This window comes from Xanthomonas sp. NCPPB 3583 (genome assembly GCF_041475715.2).
GTDB classification, from domain to species: Bacteria; Pseudomonadota; Gammaproteobacteria; order Xanthomonadales; family Xanthomonadaceae; genus Xanthomonas; species Xanthomonas euvesicatoria.
Genome location: NZ_JCAQNY010000002.1, coordinates 153,784 through 170,144 on the forward strand (window position 1 = coordinate 153,784; position 16,361 = coordinate 170,144).

General features: G+C 54.4%; 13 protein-coding genes. 6 read left to right on the top strand and 7 right to left on the bottom strand.

Annotation, left to right across the window (positions count from 1 at the left end):
• The first annotated feature begins 16 nt into the window (after positions 1-16).
• The 4 genes from traN to ACCQ07_RS22170 all read left to right on the top strand — a co-directional run bounded on the left by traN (position 17) and on the right by ACCQ07_RS22170 (position 8,011).
• Complete coding sequence (gene traN, locus ACCQ07_RS22155) at positions 17-5,665, top strand: conjugal transfer protein TraN (RefSeq protein ID WP_372364202.1); 5,649 nt, start codon at positions 17-19, stop codon at positions 5,663-5,665.
• A gap of 4 nt (positions 5,666-5,669) precedes the next feature.
• Positions 5,670-6,407: a hypothetical protein gene (locus tag ACCQ07_RS22160; RefSeq protein WP_372364203.1), complete on the top strand. Its 738-nt coding sequence runs from the start codon at positions 5,670-5,672 to the stop codon at positions 6,405-6,407.
• Positions 6,408-6,936: 529 nt separating this feature from the next.
• Positions 6,937-7,425, top strand: coding sequence for a DUF6283 family protein (locus ACCQ07_RS22165; RefSeq protein ID WP_074052308.1), 489 nt, complete (start codon positions 6,937-6,939; stop codon positions 7,423-7,425).
• Between the two features lie 16 nt (positions 7,426-7,441).
• Complete coding sequence (locus ACCQ07_RS22170) at positions 7,442-8,011, top strand: hypothetical protein (protein ID WP_372364204.1); 570 nt, start codon at positions 7,442-7,444, stop codon at positions 8,009-8,011.
• A gap of 477 nt (positions 8,012-8,488) precedes the next feature.
• On the opposite strand, the gene ACCQ07_RS22175 is transcribed toward ACCQ07_RS22170, so the two are convergent.
• Positions 8,489-8,941, bottom strand: coding sequence for an HD domain-containing protein (locus ACCQ07_RS22175; protein WP_039575123.1), 453 nt, complete (start codon positions 8,939-8,941; stop codon positions 8,489-8,491).
• Positions 8,942-8,960: 19 nt separating this feature from the next.
• Positions 8,961-9,701, bottom strand: a complete 741-nt coding sequence (locus ACCQ07_RS22180) for a DUF6602 domain-containing protein (RefSeq protein ID WP_372364205.1) — start codon at positions 9,699-9,701, stop codon at positions 8,961-8,963.
• Positions 9,702-10,084: 383 nt separating this feature from the next.
• On the opposite strand from ACCQ07_RS22180, the gene ACCQ07_RS22185 reads away from it, so the two are divergent.
• Positions 10,085-11,611 (top strand): MASE1 domain-containing protein, encoded by a 1,527-nt coding sequence (locus ACCQ07_RS22185; RefSeq protein WP_372364324.1) that lies wholly within the window; start codon positions 10,085-10,087, stop codon positions 11,609-11,611.
• Here the strand turns inward: ACCQ07_RS22185 and ACCQ07_RS22190 are convergent.
• A complete protein-coding gene (locus tag ACCQ07_RS22190; RefSeq protein WP_127446631.1) occupies positions 11,570-11,977 on the bottom strand; it encodes a hypothetical protein in 408 nt (135 codons plus the stop codon). The two genes, ACCQ07_RS22185 and ACCQ07_RS22190, sit on opposite strands and share 42 nt — an antisense overlap.
• 436 nt (positions 11,978-12,413) lie before the next feature.
• On the opposite strand from ACCQ07_RS22190, the gene ACCQ07_RS22195 reads away from it, so the two are divergent.
• Positions 12,414-12,800: a hypothetical protein gene (locus ACCQ07_RS22195; RefSeq protein WP_229006711.1), complete on the top strand. Its 387-nt coding sequence runs from the start codon at positions 12,414-12,416 to the stop codon at positions 12,798-12,800.
• 323 nt (positions 12,801-13,123) lie between these two features.
• On the opposite strand, the gene ACCQ07_RS22200 is transcribed toward ACCQ07_RS22195, so the two are convergent.
• The 4 genes from ACCQ07_RS22200 to ACCQ07_RS22215 form a co-directional block, all read right to left on the bottom strand.
• Complete coding sequence (locus tag ACCQ07_RS22200) at positions 13,124-14,119, bottom strand: hypothetical protein (RefSeq protein WP_503256037.1); 996 nt, start codon at positions 14,117-14,119, stop codon at positions 13,124-13,126.
• Positions 14,120-14,350: 231 nt separating this feature from the next.
• Positions 14,351-15,586, bottom strand: a complete 1,236-nt coding sequence (locus ACCQ07_RS22205; RefSeq protein ID WP_039575118.1) for a tyrosine-type recombinase/integrase — start codon at positions 15,584-15,586, stop codon at positions 14,351-14,353.
• Positions 15,576-15,836: a hypothetical protein gene (locus tag ACCQ07_RS22210; protein WP_039575117.1), complete on the bottom strand. Its 261-nt coding sequence runs from the start codon at positions 15,834-15,836 to the stop codon at positions 15,576-15,578. The genes ACCQ07_RS22205 and ACCQ07_RS22210 overlap by 11 nt, the downstream gene beginning before the upstream one ends.
• Positions 15,837-15,913: 77 nt before the next feature.
• On the bottom strand, positions 15,914-16,204 hold the full coding sequence (locus tag ACCQ07_RS22215) for a hypothetical protein (RefSeq protein WP_127446630.1): 291 nt from the start codon (positions 16,202-16,204) through the stop codon (positions 15,914-15,916).
• Positions 16,205-16,361: the final 157 nt, after the last annotated feature.

A 16,361-nucleotide genomic window follows, 5' to 3' on the forward strand; every position in this document is an offset into this window, starting at 1 on the left:
TATTGAGAAATGAACATTGAATATTAAAAATAAAATTCTTCTCTCGCTGATCCTATTTGCGCTTTCAGCAACGGCGACGGGTCAGTCAACGGTCAACGATGCTTCCGGAACCGTTGAGGGCAGCGCGGCACAGGCTGGCTTTACAGATGGTGCCGGAAAAAATGGAACAGGTACGGTCCAAATCAATGGGCGCTCGTATCAAGCGGATGAAATTCTACCTTCGGGCAATAATAAGGGGTACGTCGACCGCCTCAAGCAGATCGATGGCTCCAAGAATTTGCAGAGCTTGCAATCCGCATATAACGACCTTAGCCCGCAGATCGATAAGGACCCTTCATCCTGGGCCGAGGCAACACGTACCTCTACCGTTGTGCCGAGGGACATGCACCGCGTACAGGATGAATTGCGCAATGACAATACGCTTTGGGAGCAGAGCCTTCAGAAGCTAAGCGACGGTGGAGCGCGCGAAACTCTTGGTGACATGCTCACAGAGTGCAAGACGACCACTGTTGTAACGCCGGGTAGCAAAACGCACACGTACACCGAAGAGCGCTACTGCGACACTGTCAACATACCCGCTGAGAATGGCAACAAGGATGTCTGCGAGCGGCAGGCTGAGTACACGGAAACGCCAACGAGTGACCGCAAGCAAAAGGTGTCTCAGTTGTTTGTGTCCGCTGAGGGCAATGGAACAGTATGTAAGCGCGAAACCCGCGCGGAAAACTATCGGGACACGCTGTCCGGCACCATTACGTCGACTATCGATCTAACGTCTGAAGTCGGCGGATTGTCGTGCCGTCGGGAAATTATTCCTGAATCCGTCACCACACAGGTGACTGGAGAAAAGTCCGTAGCGCTGCCGATCGACCAGCAAATTCCGGCGAACCTATGCTCCCGGGAGGTCTTCAGCGAGCTACGTGAGGCGCATACGTCGAACTCGATGGATGCTGCGCTCAACGTCAACAATGAAGTTGGCGGATTGTCTTGTACCCGTAGACGGACGTTGTATCGTCAGAACCAAACGATCACCAAGACCTACACGGCGCAGCAGACGTTTGCTAGGAGCGGCTCAACTGCTAGTGCTGCTATCTGGATGGCCGGACCGCCGGAGCCGAACCAAGCACAGCCGGTTTTTGTCTCTGCTAGGAAGATCTCCGGTTCGTTTGGACCTGGCAGCTTTGGTCCCGGCGACGGCAGCTGGACGAACTCGGTGAGCATTTGGTGGGACGGTGCGAGTTGGGCGCTAACGGGTGACACTCCTGGCAACCATTTGTGTCGGAGTGGCAACTGCACTTCGACCTACGAGATCACTTATCAAGTTCAGGCAGTCTCCAATGTTTGGGGTATCGCTGAGAGTGGTAACTGCTGGGACGGTGGTACGGCTCAGTGCCCGACACAGTGGGGTTGCACACAGGCTGCACCTACTGGTGTTGATGGCATATGGGTCTCGGATGCTGAAGTGGCCCAGCTTGGCGCACTGTATCCAGGTTCAGGGAACACCTGCGTCAGCTCAACGCTCACCCGGACCTGTGGCGGCGCTGCTACGAACTCCAACGAAGTAAACATCTCGAGCCGTCTGTCCGCCGGGACTACATCGATATCGAACTTTCGGGTTGACGTTCTTAATCCGCAGAATGGCATAACTGTTCAGACCACGCAGATTCCCAGTGCAGGTAATGGCTGGGTAGCACGGTTCAATGTTGTGCGCACCAATTTTTCCTATGTACCTGCAGCACCGCAGATCCGGCTATATTGGATTTCCAACGTGTGGACCACCTTCATTGGAACACGCGAATCGGGTAATTGCAGCGCTCCGGGAAGCCCGAACTGCCCGACGAGGTGGACCTGTGCAGCAGGGGCTCCCACTACTGTGAACGGTGTAGCAATTAGCGCTGCGGATGCGGCGAGTCGTGCACCGTTGTTTCCTGGTGCACCCAACAACTGTGCGCGTGCGAGCTTGGACACGGTTTGTTCCGGTACTGCTAGCATGAGTTCGATCATCAGCATCGCTGACAAGCTGCCTGAGGGTACGGTATCCATCAGCAACTTCCAGGTGCAAACGTTAAACCCGCAGTCAGGGGTAAATGTGGTGTTGACGCAGGCGCCTTCAAGAGATAACGGTTGGAATGCCCACTATCGAATTGATCGCAGTAATTTCAGTTTCCAACCAGTAAGTCCCCAAATCAAGATGACGTGGGGCGCTACTGTTACCATCATCTCGACCAAGGTGACAGACACCGGCAATTGCAGTGATCCAGGGTCTACTGCATGTCCGACTCGGTGGACATGTGCAGCGAACGCGCCAACGACAGTCAACGGTATCGCGGTCTCTGTCGCGATGGCGCAGAAGCACGCGCCACTATTTCCTGGAGCGTTGGCTTCTTGTACGACTGGTCACCTCACGCGGGTTTGTGATGGGAAGTCCGCGCTTATCACCTCAATCTACATTGGACATCTGCTTTCGTCGGATTCTACGGAGATCTCGAAATTTGCTTGGAAGGTGAATAATCCGCAAAATGGCGTAACAATTGAGCTTGTAGAAGTTCCTTCATTGTCGAATGGCTGGCTGGCCAAGTTCCGCGGTACCCGCAATTACACCGTCGCAACTAATCCGGTGAAGCCAAGCCTGACACTCAATTGGAACTATCTATCCGAGTTGAAAGTGCGGACAAGCATCATCACCACTGGCGATTGCACGAATCCTTACGGTTCAATAGCTGCGGCCGCACTAATGGAGAAGAGCAAGCCTGATACTGTCCAGATGATACTTGCTAAGAGCGACGGGTCGGAAGCAGAAAGCGAGGGCTTATTTGAGCGCACAGCACTGGCGGTCCTGACCGGGATTGTTCCAAGAGCTCAAGCAAGTCCAATGCTACTTGCGAGCATGTCGGCATTGGCTGCTAGCAGCTGTCCGGTACATTGGTACTGCACGAAGACCGCGCCTAGCACTGCCAATGGGATCTATGTCTACCCAGCCGACTTGCAACAGCGAGGTGAGTTGTACCCGGGTGAAAACTATACCTGCCTTGATGCTGAATACCGTAGAGAATGCGAGGGAACTGGTTCAAACCAGACCGTAATCTCGATTGCTGATCAAATCCCCTCGGCCGTTAAGTCTATTGCCAACTACGGTTGGCAGATCGTGGACCCTGGTCAGGGAGTCGGCGTTCGCCAAGTCCAGGCACCGAGCTATGGCAATGGGTGGAGAGCAATTTTTGAAACAACCCGTACTGATTGGAACGTTGATTCGAAGGCCCCAACGGTCCGCCTTGTCTGGGATCAGGTCGGCATTCCGGTATGGAATGTCGATGCCGTGGATCAAGGGAATTGTGGCCAGGATGGTGATGAGTTCTGCAAGACGAAGTGGACTTGCCTTGAGAGCTATCCGGCAGATCCTCCAGTTATTCCAGAGATCGTATCGAGAGAGATTGATCTAATCGGATCTGATTTGATTAACGGTACCGTTAATTTGGCGGTGGACCTACGTCAATATATGGGGGACATTGAAGCAATTCATGATTTCAGGGTCGCCTCGCTTTCCGGCACAGTGGACGTGTCGATAGTGGTCGAGCCTTCGAAGGCGAATGACTGGAGGGCGAGCGTCAATTTGACGACAAGAGGCTTCGAGTACGAGTACGTGGCGGGCAAGGGTCTTCAAATGTTCTCCCGCGGCAAGGTCACCTTTGCGTTCAAGCGAGGTGTTCGCCCCCCGTATGTCGCCCCCCCCTACCGCAGTCAGAGCCCCGGCCCGCTGTACCCTGGGGATGACGGTTCGTGTAAGCGTGCCGAGAAGACAATGAACTGCAGCGGTATCTGGGAGGGCGAGCAGTGCTTCATTGACGAGGACGGCAGCCGCGAGTGTGTGGTTCAACCGCCGACAGGAGAGGTTCCAAACGAGTGCAAGCGTCTGGCGGATGACGAATCCTGCACGGAGGTGCGAGAAGAATGCTCTGAAGGCGGTATGTCATCCACTGGTCACTGCTATACCGGCACGAAGGTCTATGCTTGCAAGGTGACTGTGGTCGGTGATGACGTGGAGATTAAGGAAGAAACCACTTGCGAAGGTGCCCAGCCCATCCCTTGCGCAGATGGAAGCTGCAGTAACGACGATAAGAGCACGGTCAGTGTCTCCAAGGCGGGGGCCGAGCTGGTCACTAGCCAGACTATCCTCATGGACTACAAGGTGGATGGTGCGCCGGGCGGTGTAGGCGGCATGGCCAAGGCTATTCCCATCGAAAAGGGAGCGCACGTTGACTCCATGATCGCGAAAGTGTTCGAGGCAGCACTGAGCGGCATCATCCCGAGCGCAGTGGCTCAGGAGAACAAGGATGATGCATTTGGCGTCCCCCTTCCGTTTCCGGTCCCAGACCCTGATCCTCCAGGTAACCCGGATGAGGCTATGGCCATGGAAATGCTCTCTAAGGTCAAGCTATTCACTGGCACACGGGATTCGTGCAAGAAGATGCTAGGCGGTTTGCTCGATTGCTGCACCAAGGATCCGCCTGACAGCCAAAAGCAATGGTGGGAAAGGTATGGAAACTTTGCGCGAGAGAATGGAATGGCAGATCTAGGCGAGTTTTCCGACGAACAGAATGGTGACGGAACAGGCGTATGGGATAACTACGATGCTAGCTCAGACTCCATGACATTGAATCAGTCATTCACTTCGCTTGCAGAGAACATCAATGGTGGAGGCAGTCCCGGAGCAGGCGATCCGAACGCGACTCTTGAAGACTTTGCGAAGAAGTTTTCTAATTTCTCAGCAAGCAATATCCGTCCAAAGCTTGGCTGGTACTGCAAGGACCATGAGAAGGATCTGGCGATTAAGAAGAACCTAGGCCAATGCACTTATCTCGGCTCCTACTGCCAGACTGAATCACTGTTGGGCATCTGCATCGTGAAGATGCATGTGTCGTGTTGCTTTAATTCCACAGTGAGCAAGTCGATCCGAGACCATATGGCTAAGGACGGGCGCTTTGGCATGGGGACGGCCAAGCGACCGCAGTGCGGTGGCATTCCTCTCACGCAGCTGATCAACGCCAACATGGAGAATTTCAGTACGGATGAAGTAGAGGCGCGCATGGCCGCCGGCGGATTCACCCCGAACATGTCCGAATTGTCGGGTCTGTCGGGTGAAGAATTCGACGTTGAGATGTTTGGTTCAGGCAATTCGCTCAATGATCCAAACCGGAAAGGCCTTCAGCAACGCACGGGCGAACGAATGGATGCGGTGAGCCCAAATATCGTGGAGGGTTATGACGCGATCGATGGAGCAATCAATAAGCGATCGAATATTGCGAACACCGATGTTGCGGATCCTGAAAGCCCGGGTGCAATCACCTTCAATCCTGGGTTGTACTTTGTAGACCAGGGGCATATCGCGAATGTCAAGGTCAATCGTAACGGCGGAAAGGGGACCGTGAGCGTCACTTTGCGGACCATTTCCGGCGGCACGGCGGTTTCAGGCACGGACTTCACTCCTGTGAACACGACCTTGACCTGGGCGGCCGGTGAAGTTGGCACGAAGTCGGTTGGTATCCAGACCACGAACCGGAACCGCTCTGCTGCCTTGACGATCATGCTTGAAATCGCAAACACAACTGGCGGTGCGGTGATCAATCCCTTGAGCACAGCCACTGTCGAAATTAACAAGACATCGGAGTAAGTAGATGCAGCAGAACAATAGAGTAATTGCCACCAGCGCAGTTGGAATTATCACTGAGGCATTGCGGCAGATCGTCCCTGATGTGGGTTTGCGCGTGCGTAGGACCTTCGCCTATGACGAACACACGATGACGCCGCTTGAATTTGTGCGTTCGCTGATGACATTTTCCTCGGGTGGATTTAATTCCTATAACACCCGTGGTGTGGGATATCTGCTTGTTCCTATGGCTACAGTATTTGCTCCTATGACACCGGGTGAGGCAAGCGGTGTAAATGTCCTTGTGCGTCGCCTCGCGTTCCTGGAAACCTGCATCAAATATACCCATCAGTTCTACCGGGAAGCGATCGCGCGTGAAATGGAAACCGCTCCACTACGTGAGGTTGATGATGGCGCACCAGCATTGGTAAAGCGAATCAGCGAGCTTTGCCTGCAGCTTCTGGATGAGGAGGCAATGGTCGAGACGTTGTCTTTCTTTTGGCTTGAAAGTCAGCACGAATCGATGGCATCGGTGCGGACCGTGCACGAGCTGGCTAGTGAGCGGCTGATTTGGTCAGTCGGGTCAGATCGATTCAGTTTGACCGAGCGCGGTCTGGCCTGGGCCAAGAACGGCCAGGACTGGTTCGATTCAACGCATATTGATGGGGCGGAACACTCACTCCGCTACTTTCCCCAGACGCTATTGGGTGCGCAGCTTGCAGACGCGGCACGTGATGGAAGGCCGGCATTGTCGGTTGTGACTTAAATGCTGCGCTACCTGCCTTTTTTGCTTTACCCAGTACTTCCTGCAATCGCCGGCGCGTTCTTTGCAACGTCGCCTCGATGGCTATGCGGAACGCTAGCGGTGCTGCTGGTTGCGCTCTATGCAGGTGGCAAGAGGAAATTTGCAAGATCCTTGGTTCTGCCAAGCCTTCCATCTAAGTTCGCGGGCGCGGCCGCGGCACTCTGCGTCATGTGTTTGTTCACGCAAGCTTTATCAGCATTTCTGCTGGGCATCGGTCTCGTCGCTGGCTGGCAGGTTGGTTGGTTGCTTCCATATGCTCTGATGCCGTCAGTGCTTCTCTGCATTGGTATGGCAGCACGACGGAGTCTGCGCAGGTAGCGTGACATCGTCGGAAGTGGGCTAGTGGGCGGGGTAGAGCACCTCGTGCGGGCTGCATAACGTCACCAATCATTTTCGGGAGACTCGCCTGTAGTCTGTCGCGTTTCGCGGAGTTATGTTGCAAAGTGCAATAATTCGTGAAGAGACGGTTGATCTGGCATTAGGTGTCCCGATGTATTCGCGTAAACAACCTCGATCGCGTCAGTTGGAGATCCGTCCTGCCGGCGGCGAGCACCAGGTCGTCACCGTTTCCAGCGATCGGTCACAGCGTCGGCAACCGTGTGCAAAGCCCTGCAGCGACTGCCCTTGGCGAATCGACGCCATCGGTAAATTCCCATCGGAGGCGTTCGTTCACAGCGCTCGTACAGCGTACGACATGGCTGAATCCACTTTCGCGTGCCATCAAGCTGGGGCGTCACAGCCACGCATGTGCGCAGGATTCCTGCTCCGCGGGGCAGAGCACAATCTCACCGTGCGTTTGGCGAAGATGCGCGGTGAGATGGTGTCGCCACCCTCTGCTGGCGGGCACGCCTTGCACGCCTCCTATGCGGCGATGGCGATCGCAAATGGCGTACCGGAGGATCACCCGGCTCTGGCTCCGTGTCGGGTTGGAATCGTGGATGATGACGACGAGATCCGTACCGCCTACCGCCACCGCTAAACAAAGGACCTGAAAGATGAACGACAGCCCGACCCTTCAGCACATTCTGGCCAAGTCCCGCGCTGCGGCCGCCGGCGACCTCGGCGTGTTGTCAACCGGGGAGCAGATCGCAGCGTCACTTGCGCTCAATCGGCCGGATTGGCTCGTTGATATGGGCTACTCGCTTGCCGAGGCGATCGATCGCCTCAGCGCTGACTGGCTGGCGCAGATCCCAGAAGCGGCGCGCCAACTCGTTGACGAAGCTACCGCTGAAAAGGAGGCGCATGCGATCGACGAGCAGCAGCGGCAGCTGGACGCTCTGCTTGAAGCCCCACGTGACGAGCCGGTGCGTCTTCTTGCCGAGTTCGTCACCCATGGCAACGCGCCTGGCTATCGCGACGTCGACCTGCATTTGCGCGTTACACCCTTGTACTTCCACCCCCAGGCAGAACCTCGGTTGCTCGCGCTGCGGTTACGGCCGGACGATGCACTGCCCATCATCGAAAGCATCAGCAGCGTCCACGCGTTCGCTTGGCGGAATGAGCTTGGTCCGATTGATCGGCGCGAAGGAGAGTTGCGTCCCAGCTGGGTTCCACGGTACGAGTGAGCAGCTCCCTGGGATTTGCAAGAGTGATGAGACCGCTCTGCCGGTGCGGGCATCGGTTACCTACTACCGGCTCTTCCTCCGTCCATACTGGACCGGATTTTGCGCGTCATGAACTGGTGGTAGGTGAAATAGGGTCTATCAGCAAGTCCGATTGCCTGACCTGATCCAGCCGGTCCCAGCGCCATAGCCACTGAGCGGATTGCTCGATGCCCGGTCCGATCACGCCGGCGACGTCCTCCGCCAGGTCTGCGGCTCGTGTTCGGTACCGACTGTGGCCATGGCCTCGCGAGTCACGCCAGTCTTTAACAGCCTATGGGGCGCTTGGCGTACTTATCCCTCGAAGGTGGCATCGGCGACGGACACTGGCCGGCTTGCCGCTCCGGATGTCCGTACCTACCAGGACCCGTCTAGGTCGGCATATTTGCTTCGGAGGCACCGCGCCGACTCCAGCTCGCTGCAGCGCTGGCTGGAGCGAGGTTAGGCCAGGCCAAGCGCGATCTTTGCCTTCGAGTACTTGGTTAGAAGCCTATTCCTGTCTTCACTGGACAATAGAGCTAGGCGTTCTGCAGAAGAGTTATCGGCGATGTCTGCCGCTTTTACCGCCAATGCAATGCGATTGCAGCGAATGCCGGCGTAATAGGAGTCAGTTGAGACATGCTCTTTCCTAGTCAATAGATCCACAGCCTCGACAACGGCGGCCGGGAAGAGCAAAACCGCATCAGCGTGCTCCGGCTGATCCTCTAGGACATCGTGGAGCCATGCTGCTGCAATTGCTTCGCAGCAGTGGCCGGCGGCCGTCACACGCTCCGCTACGCGCGCGACATGGCCCAAGTAGGGCAGGCCGGCCTTATCGGTCTGAGAGGCATGGGCAATTGCCGCAAGCGATCGTGCGCGCTCTACCAGCTCGTCCGTCCTTTTTAAGTTATTCACTGAAGTTAGACCTATTAAACTAATCGAAATCCAAGGAACCAAGCTGTGTAGTGGAATTATCAAGCCAGTCGCTAACTTTGAGGGCTTGGCGCGAATTCGCAGTGTGCTCGATGCCATCTAGTAGTCTAATGACAAACGCTCGAATGTTGTTTTCAAAGCGGTGCGGGTCCGAAAATGACAATGTGTGATGCTCATCACCTCGATTGAACCTTGTTAAAACACCGCCGTGAGCTACGCATATAGCGTTTGCCATGCACTGAAGGTCAGGAGAATTCTCCCACTCATCCTTGAATCGAGAAATACGGGTTCCGTATGCGAACAAAGCAGGGTACGGATAGAAGGATTGACCTCCCTCCAGCTTGCCATATCCTCTCATTCTGAGGCCATCCGGATTACTCGGGTGCATTGACTTGACGAGTCTTGCGAACTGCTCTAACCCCTGTTTATCAAGTTGGCTCTTAACTTCGATAACCCTTAAAACGGAGTCAAACGGGTAGATGCCATGGCCGCCGGACTCATAGAAGGGTGGGAAATTTCGCCTATCATAAATAAGAAGATCAACTTGCGGGCTTTGCTTTTTAAAACCGTCTATAATTACCCCGCTACCAATGCCGTATTGTATCGGTAGAACTGATTCTAGAAGCTGTCTCAAAAAAGCTTCGCGGAATGCTCCCTTTTCGCCTGGATGATGAAGTGGACCAGTGGCGCCATACAGATTCCACAGCTCGCGCACCCTCGCGTTGAAAATTTCTTCAAACACGACTAGCTCCATGCGGCAGCGACCTATCGGCAATCGAAATCGGTACAGGGGGACGGTTGAAAAAAAGCGTCTCGGCATAGCTTACAGCTTGCTTAAGGCTGAGGTCCTTTGAACTAAAGCGGCGCAAGCGCAGGTACCGAGCTTCCGAGACAGCCTTAAGATCGCACATCTAGGTGGCGTTGGTCTATCAGGGAAAGCCTGACCAGCACATCGGAGTTGCCATGGCTGCATGCCCCTGCGAATGAGCAATGTGTCCCATATCGCGATGCAAATCATGCACGTGGTCTGCCTTCCCGGTTAAGTAGTTTCCGAGCGCAAACAATTGTCGGGTCTTCTCAGGTATGCTCTCTACTCATCAGAACTTTGGGTAGCCCATGGAAGGGATGAGGTATGCAACAAGAGGCCTGTTAACGGCCACTGCTTACTGCCTAGCGTTTCAGTTAGCTTGGCATTGCTCCCTTGACCAGTGGTATTTGCCAGCTGGTCTACGGATTGCTGCCCTCCTTTTTGCACCCTATCGCATGGTACCGTGGGTGCTGCTTGGAGACGTGGGCGCTTTGCTAATGCTCAGGGTTCCAGCAATCTCCGGGATGGGCATCAGTCCTGTATGGGCGTATGGAAGTTCGTGCGTCCTTGGCTCGGCAATCTCGCTGGTACCCATGGCGATACGGATCAAGTTACGGGAAGTGCATCGTAAAGAGGCGTTGCTGATTCCGTTACTCTTGTTAGCGGCACTTTGGAGTGCGGTATGCACGCAGTGCGTTAATATACTGCTCGAAGGACCTGCAACCGCAATCGGAGGAATCAAACTTGTCCGGTTTGCGGTGGGGGACTATCTGGGCATGTTGATGGTCATCCTCCCTGTTATGCTTTGGTTACGAAGGAAAGAAACGGAGAGACCGGGACGACTCGCGATTCACAGTTCTGCGTCTTCACTGACAACAGCCCTCTTATTCGCGCTGGCAACACTTCCCGAAAACCACTTTGCGCGACTTGGAATGATGTCTCTGTTCATCATACCGGCGATTTTGCTGACATGGTTGCATGGGTGGCGTGGTGCAGCGATTGGCTTAGTGATTGCCAATGCTGCTTTGGGATTTTCTTTGCGGAATACCGGTGCATTTGGAGCATATGATTCCACTGGTTTCGTTGTACAAATCATGCTCGCAACCATCGCCACAAGTGTATTTGTGCTCGGCACCAGGATTTCGAGTGTTTTGACCGAAACACGAATTCGGCTAAGGGGTGAGCAGCAGGCTCAGCAAACGGCACGAATGAGTTATATGTGGGCTGAAAGAGAACTCCGTGAACATGTGATTGGGTTCACTGACGTACAAGTCCATGTGAACATGCTGCGCCGGGATATCGAATCACATTTGAAATCACGCGGGCAAAATGAGGCCGCTATGCGGATGATCCGCACCGGCTCGATTCAATCTAGAATGCTCAACGAGTACATCAACACACTGTACCCCTTGGAAATCGAAACGCATGGTCTTTACCATGTGTACTGTTCTGCGGGATTTGCCCGTGTCAGTCACACCGAGGTGAGTAGTTCAATGCTTCGCGGCGATCCCATGGCGCTGTCAGTTGGGCTACAGCTTGCGGTCTATAGATGCACGTTGTCAGCTGTCAGCTCTCTACCGCCTGGTGTGCGACTTGTGATCAAGGCACGTGTGGGCAAAACACGTGACATTCAAGGCATTGTTGTTACGGTGGCTGCTGACCAGGCTCAGTACACCCCGGTTGACCGAGCGACTTACGAGAATGCTGCGGTCCTATCCAGACGAGTAAAGACGTATGGTGGTGCGTTTAAACACCACCATACGAAGATCAGCTTTTACTTATCAGAGCCACTTGGGTCACGCCTACTGTTTCGGTATGACGATCCAGTTGTTATTAGACAATAGAAATACCGCAACTGTGTCCCCGTCATATATTAATATTCCTGCAGGCATGGAGCCCGGCTTTAAAATTTTTGTCCGGTCGGCATCCACACCAATTGGCATCACCCACACAACATTATCGATCCAACCTATTGCGGTTCTGACTTGTCCCGTCGAATCGTTGACTTGCAAGTAACGGATTCCATCACGCTCGAAGGCGAAAACCTTTGCATTGCTCACAGCGGACAGATCCATAGCCGCTGGACGGCTCGTTCCAAGTCCAGTCACAGCTGTGTTTGGTGTGTGGCCGACATCAGGGCAGCACGCTGCTGCAGTCTGCATAAGAGTCAGTGCCATAAAGCCGATAAGAACCTTCGCGGTAGAATGCATGTGACGCATTTCTGTATCCCTTCCCCTCGACAGGGGCGCTCGCCTGCGGTCCAGGCAGATGCGACGGTACGCGATCTTGAGCACTGCACGGCAAAAAATTGTTTTCGTAGCGCATGAGAAAAGATCGTGACATGGCGCACATCGAGAGCCGCTTTCGCGTTCCACTTGAGGCCGGATCTCTCAAGACTTTCGATTTGTAGGTCTTCTGTCGCAATGAACTAGCTTCAAAACAAGCAATTGGACTACGTCCAAGCTCTGACTTGACACCCTCGCAATGAGAGGTCTAATCTAAAAGAAGAACGCGCTTGCGCATCTCCGCTGTGGCCGGTGCCACCTCAACGAAACGTTTTTTAAAAACTACTTTCATCCCCAAAGGGCGAACTTGACTTCGCCCTTAGGCGCAGTTGGTTTGCCCATCACGCTTGGAGCAAACCAAATGTTTACTATCAATCAGGCTCGTATTGATGCTGGTTTTGATGCCGTCATTGCGGGTATTCAGAAGCATGTTTACGAGAGCAAAGCTGAGTTGCTTGGTCCGCTGGACGAACAAGCCTGGGGCGTGGTCTGCCAGAAGGAATGGGAGATTGCTCGCCGATGCTGTGGACTGTCCTGGTCGTATCTTGTCAAATTGTTCAGTACCGAGATCGACAAGCGCGTCTCTAAATTACCGGAGCATCAACGCGTATCGGCTCTCGCAGTCGCGGTTGACCTTGGTTATGAGACTCTTGAGATGCGAGATCAAGAAGATGCCTTTAATTCTGCGAACGGGTGTTGCAGTCACGGCATCACATTGGGTTGCTGCCCTCGCGGATGTGGTTCATGAGAGTGGATTCGCTTTGAGCAAGCATGCTATTAAAGTATTTCTCATGATCGGCCATCTGTCCTGCCTCAATTCATTGGCACTTGGTACGCCGCATACTTTCCCTTGCCTACTCTCTGATCCTAGCAAGGTATTCATCGGTGTTAAACACCAAATGGAAGATTGTGAATAACCCCGCTTTTTGCGGGGTTTTTTTTATTTTCACTTTTGCTAAGCTGACACGCAGGGCTTTCTCAAAGGTCAGCTGAGGTCTTACTTGTGGTCCATCAGTGTCCCATTCGTCTCAAAACGACTGGCATTGTGTGCAAGGCGCTCGGCGTACGCGATCAGTCGGATGTTGAGTGCAGCGATTTAGTGCGTACGCCGGCATCGATAGCCATATCTTCGATATAAGCATGAAGGGCTGCGAGCTCGTGATCCTGCAGCTGATCAAGCCAAGCTACAAATTCTGGACGTCCGCCTGGATACGCGTCGTGCAGCCGACGCATGAGCTGCCCAAGTGCTTGGCCTTCGAGGCCCGTCAACTCGGCAACGATCTGGCCATTGAATATCTGCTTGCGACGGCGCGAGCCGGCAAACGCTTCTTGGGACCGCTTAAGTGCATCTGCAAAATCAGGAAATTGGGACATTGCCCGCTGTAGGTGATGTTCGCGTTGTAGTCCTGCTGACGATCCTGCGGCAGTACCAGTTGTCTTCAGCCATTCGATGAAAAACCGATAGTTTTGGCGCTTCTGATAGCATGCGCGATCGCGGTATTCTCTGGCTTGCAGTAGATAGGCGACTGGATCGAAGTAGGTAGAACTTGCAGCATAGAAAAAGACATCCTCAAGGGCGTGGAAGCTTTCGGTGAAACGGCGATAGTCGTAACCAAGGAAGTCAAATGCCGCCGCCATCTTGGTGGTGACAGGTATGTCGGCTACGAGGAAATCACCATCCCTGAGTTTGTAACGTAGCCCGCTGTGCCCATACTTGAATCCCATTCTGTTGGCCGTACGGCCCATGAGGCTGCCCAGAACATTGAACGCCAAGTAATCGCGTGCGGTGTCGTATTCGATGGAGGGCACGCAGATGAGGTCAACCTGGAACGCTGCGACATCAAAGCTCAGAACATCTTCGTTAATCACCACCTCGTGTGGGCTGTACAGGCGGTGCACCATAGCAGCCACGTCTGCCGGCATAGTGCTGCGATCGGCGAGAACCTTCATATGCCCGAAATCGGCCTTGGCGCCAATGCTGCGGACCAACTCAGCACGGACGCGACTATCACGTTGCAGGGTGTCCATGACTTCCGTGGCAAGCAGGCGATAGTTGACGGCTGTCAATCGCTGGGTCGCGACCGTCTGCAATGCGCTACCCCGCATCTGCTAGACCCTCTATTACGTTGTGATCAAAAACTTTGTTGGAGATCATCTACTTGCTTATCCACAAATTTCAGCACCGTGCAAGGGTCCGAATCGGACGGAGATAGTTTACTGCAGGCAACCAACCGAAATGCGCATATTTCTGTGGACGCTGTATTCGCATCACATGAATTCCGGTTGGGGCAGGGGTGCTCAGTGGTCGCGAAGCTTCGCCAATGCTTTTTGTCGACTCTTGCCGGCGCGAGTGGCGAGCTCATTCTCTGCATAGCGAGCAGGCATAGTCGGTGTATTCCAGCGGCCTTGCTGCATGATCGCTGGCAAGTCCATTCCGGCACGCGTCATATCTTGCGCAGCCCCTACGCGGGCTGAATGAGCTGAGTATTGATTACCGGCAGCGCGTTTGATTATTCGGTCCGCTTCACGCACGCTTAAATGCGTGTCCCAGCGTAGCCGCTTAGCGTTCGCGGCTGGACTAGGTTCGAACAGCCTGTATCTAGGAAGCCGATGAAAGATATAGGAGTTCTGCTGGTATTCGTCGTGCACAGCGGGCCAAAGATAGTTTGTTGCCTTTGATCGCTGTTTCTGCCAAGTGAGCAATAGGGCGGCCGAGCGCGGCGTTAGGTAGAGCGCGACTCCAGCGCCTTGCTGATCTGTCTTAGAGCGAGAGATGGTGCATGTGGCTCCGCCGTCGGCGTCGGCATCAAAGCGAACATCGTTCCACTGTAAGCGCACCATTTCGGAAGCACGTCCTAACAGATCGTAGGCCACTGCCACGTAGACCTTGTCGCGAAGCTCAAGCAGCGAGTCGAGACCAGATGGAGTCGTTATCGCTTCCATCACATGATCCACGGTCTCAATATTTAGCGCTGACGCCTGGTGTTTTCGGGATGTGAGCTTCTCGCGGCATTGCTGTTGCCAATACCACCGAAATTGGGCTGTCTCGGTCGGGCAGGGGCAACCCCATAGCCGACTGGCCAATTTTAGCGTAAAGAGGAGGTGCTCCAGCGAGGCCCGTTTGTATCCGGCGTCAATCAAAGCTGACAGGAACTCAACCAGGTCATCAAATTGCACGGGCATGCACAGCCGATCATGATTGGCACAAAACGCGATCCAGTGTCTCCAGTCAGCGCGAATTGATTTGCGGCTGTTGTCGGCATATGGCTTGATTTCGTGTTTGAACAAGTCGCGAAATATGGCCTGAGCCTGCGCGAGCTGCTCAGTGCTGAGCTCGAATCTAACGCCAGGCACTATGACGGGTAGGTCCACAATCTCTAATACGCCGTCGTGGGGTGCAGGCAGGGCTTGTAGGGCGGACCGCACGGACGGGGAGAGATCGTCGGCCGCAAAAAACGGAGAAGTCGCACGCACGCGCTTCACAGCCTCCGTGTCCGGCTTTTCGCGCCTACGTGACTTGTAATTAGAAGTCATACGATCGCTCGGCTAGATGCTCTCTCTCGTGCAGTTTCTCAGCCCAGTCAATCGAAGATTCGATCGCCGGGGCATCTGTTTCGTTCGCCGCCAACGTGTCTTCTCCGTACGGATCCACGCCCCAGATCACATCTAGGTCCAGGTCCGGATAGAGGGCGACCAGGCCGATGCGAACCGCGAGACCTGCCGCAATGGCTTCACGTGCTTCGCAGCGCTGGCTGTCAGTTATGGGGTAGTGAATACGGAGCATGCTTTAGCCCTCGCTAAACACCATGCGCAATCTGCTGTCCGGCGCGCATGGTGGATTGCAAAATCGAGTGTGGATCATTACGCCTCCACCGCAGCCCATCCCTTGGGAGCCTCTTGCGAAGGCTCCTGCACCGTCCATAACTTCAGAGCAACGCCATCGGCAATTGAATGGGCTTCGGCCAGCTTCATTCCAACACAAGATAACCAGACTTTGGCTCCGTCGCTGAGCCAGATATTCACATACTCTGGGCTTTCGCCACGGACCACTGTTTCGATGCGAGTAACACCTGAGGGCCGCAACCAATGCACCTCATTACCTAGTTGAATGCGTACCGGAGGTTGCGAGGCATCAGTAGAGATATCAGTCATGGAACACTACCTATGAAAATGTTGTTCGTGAGAGAAGGAAATATTACCGCGACAGCGCAGTGAAAACTAACGTCGAGCGAGTTATTCACGAGCGCCGCCGCGGCATAGGAGGCGTTCGGCGAGGCCATCGTGTCTTCCAATGACAGGTACCGCGTCG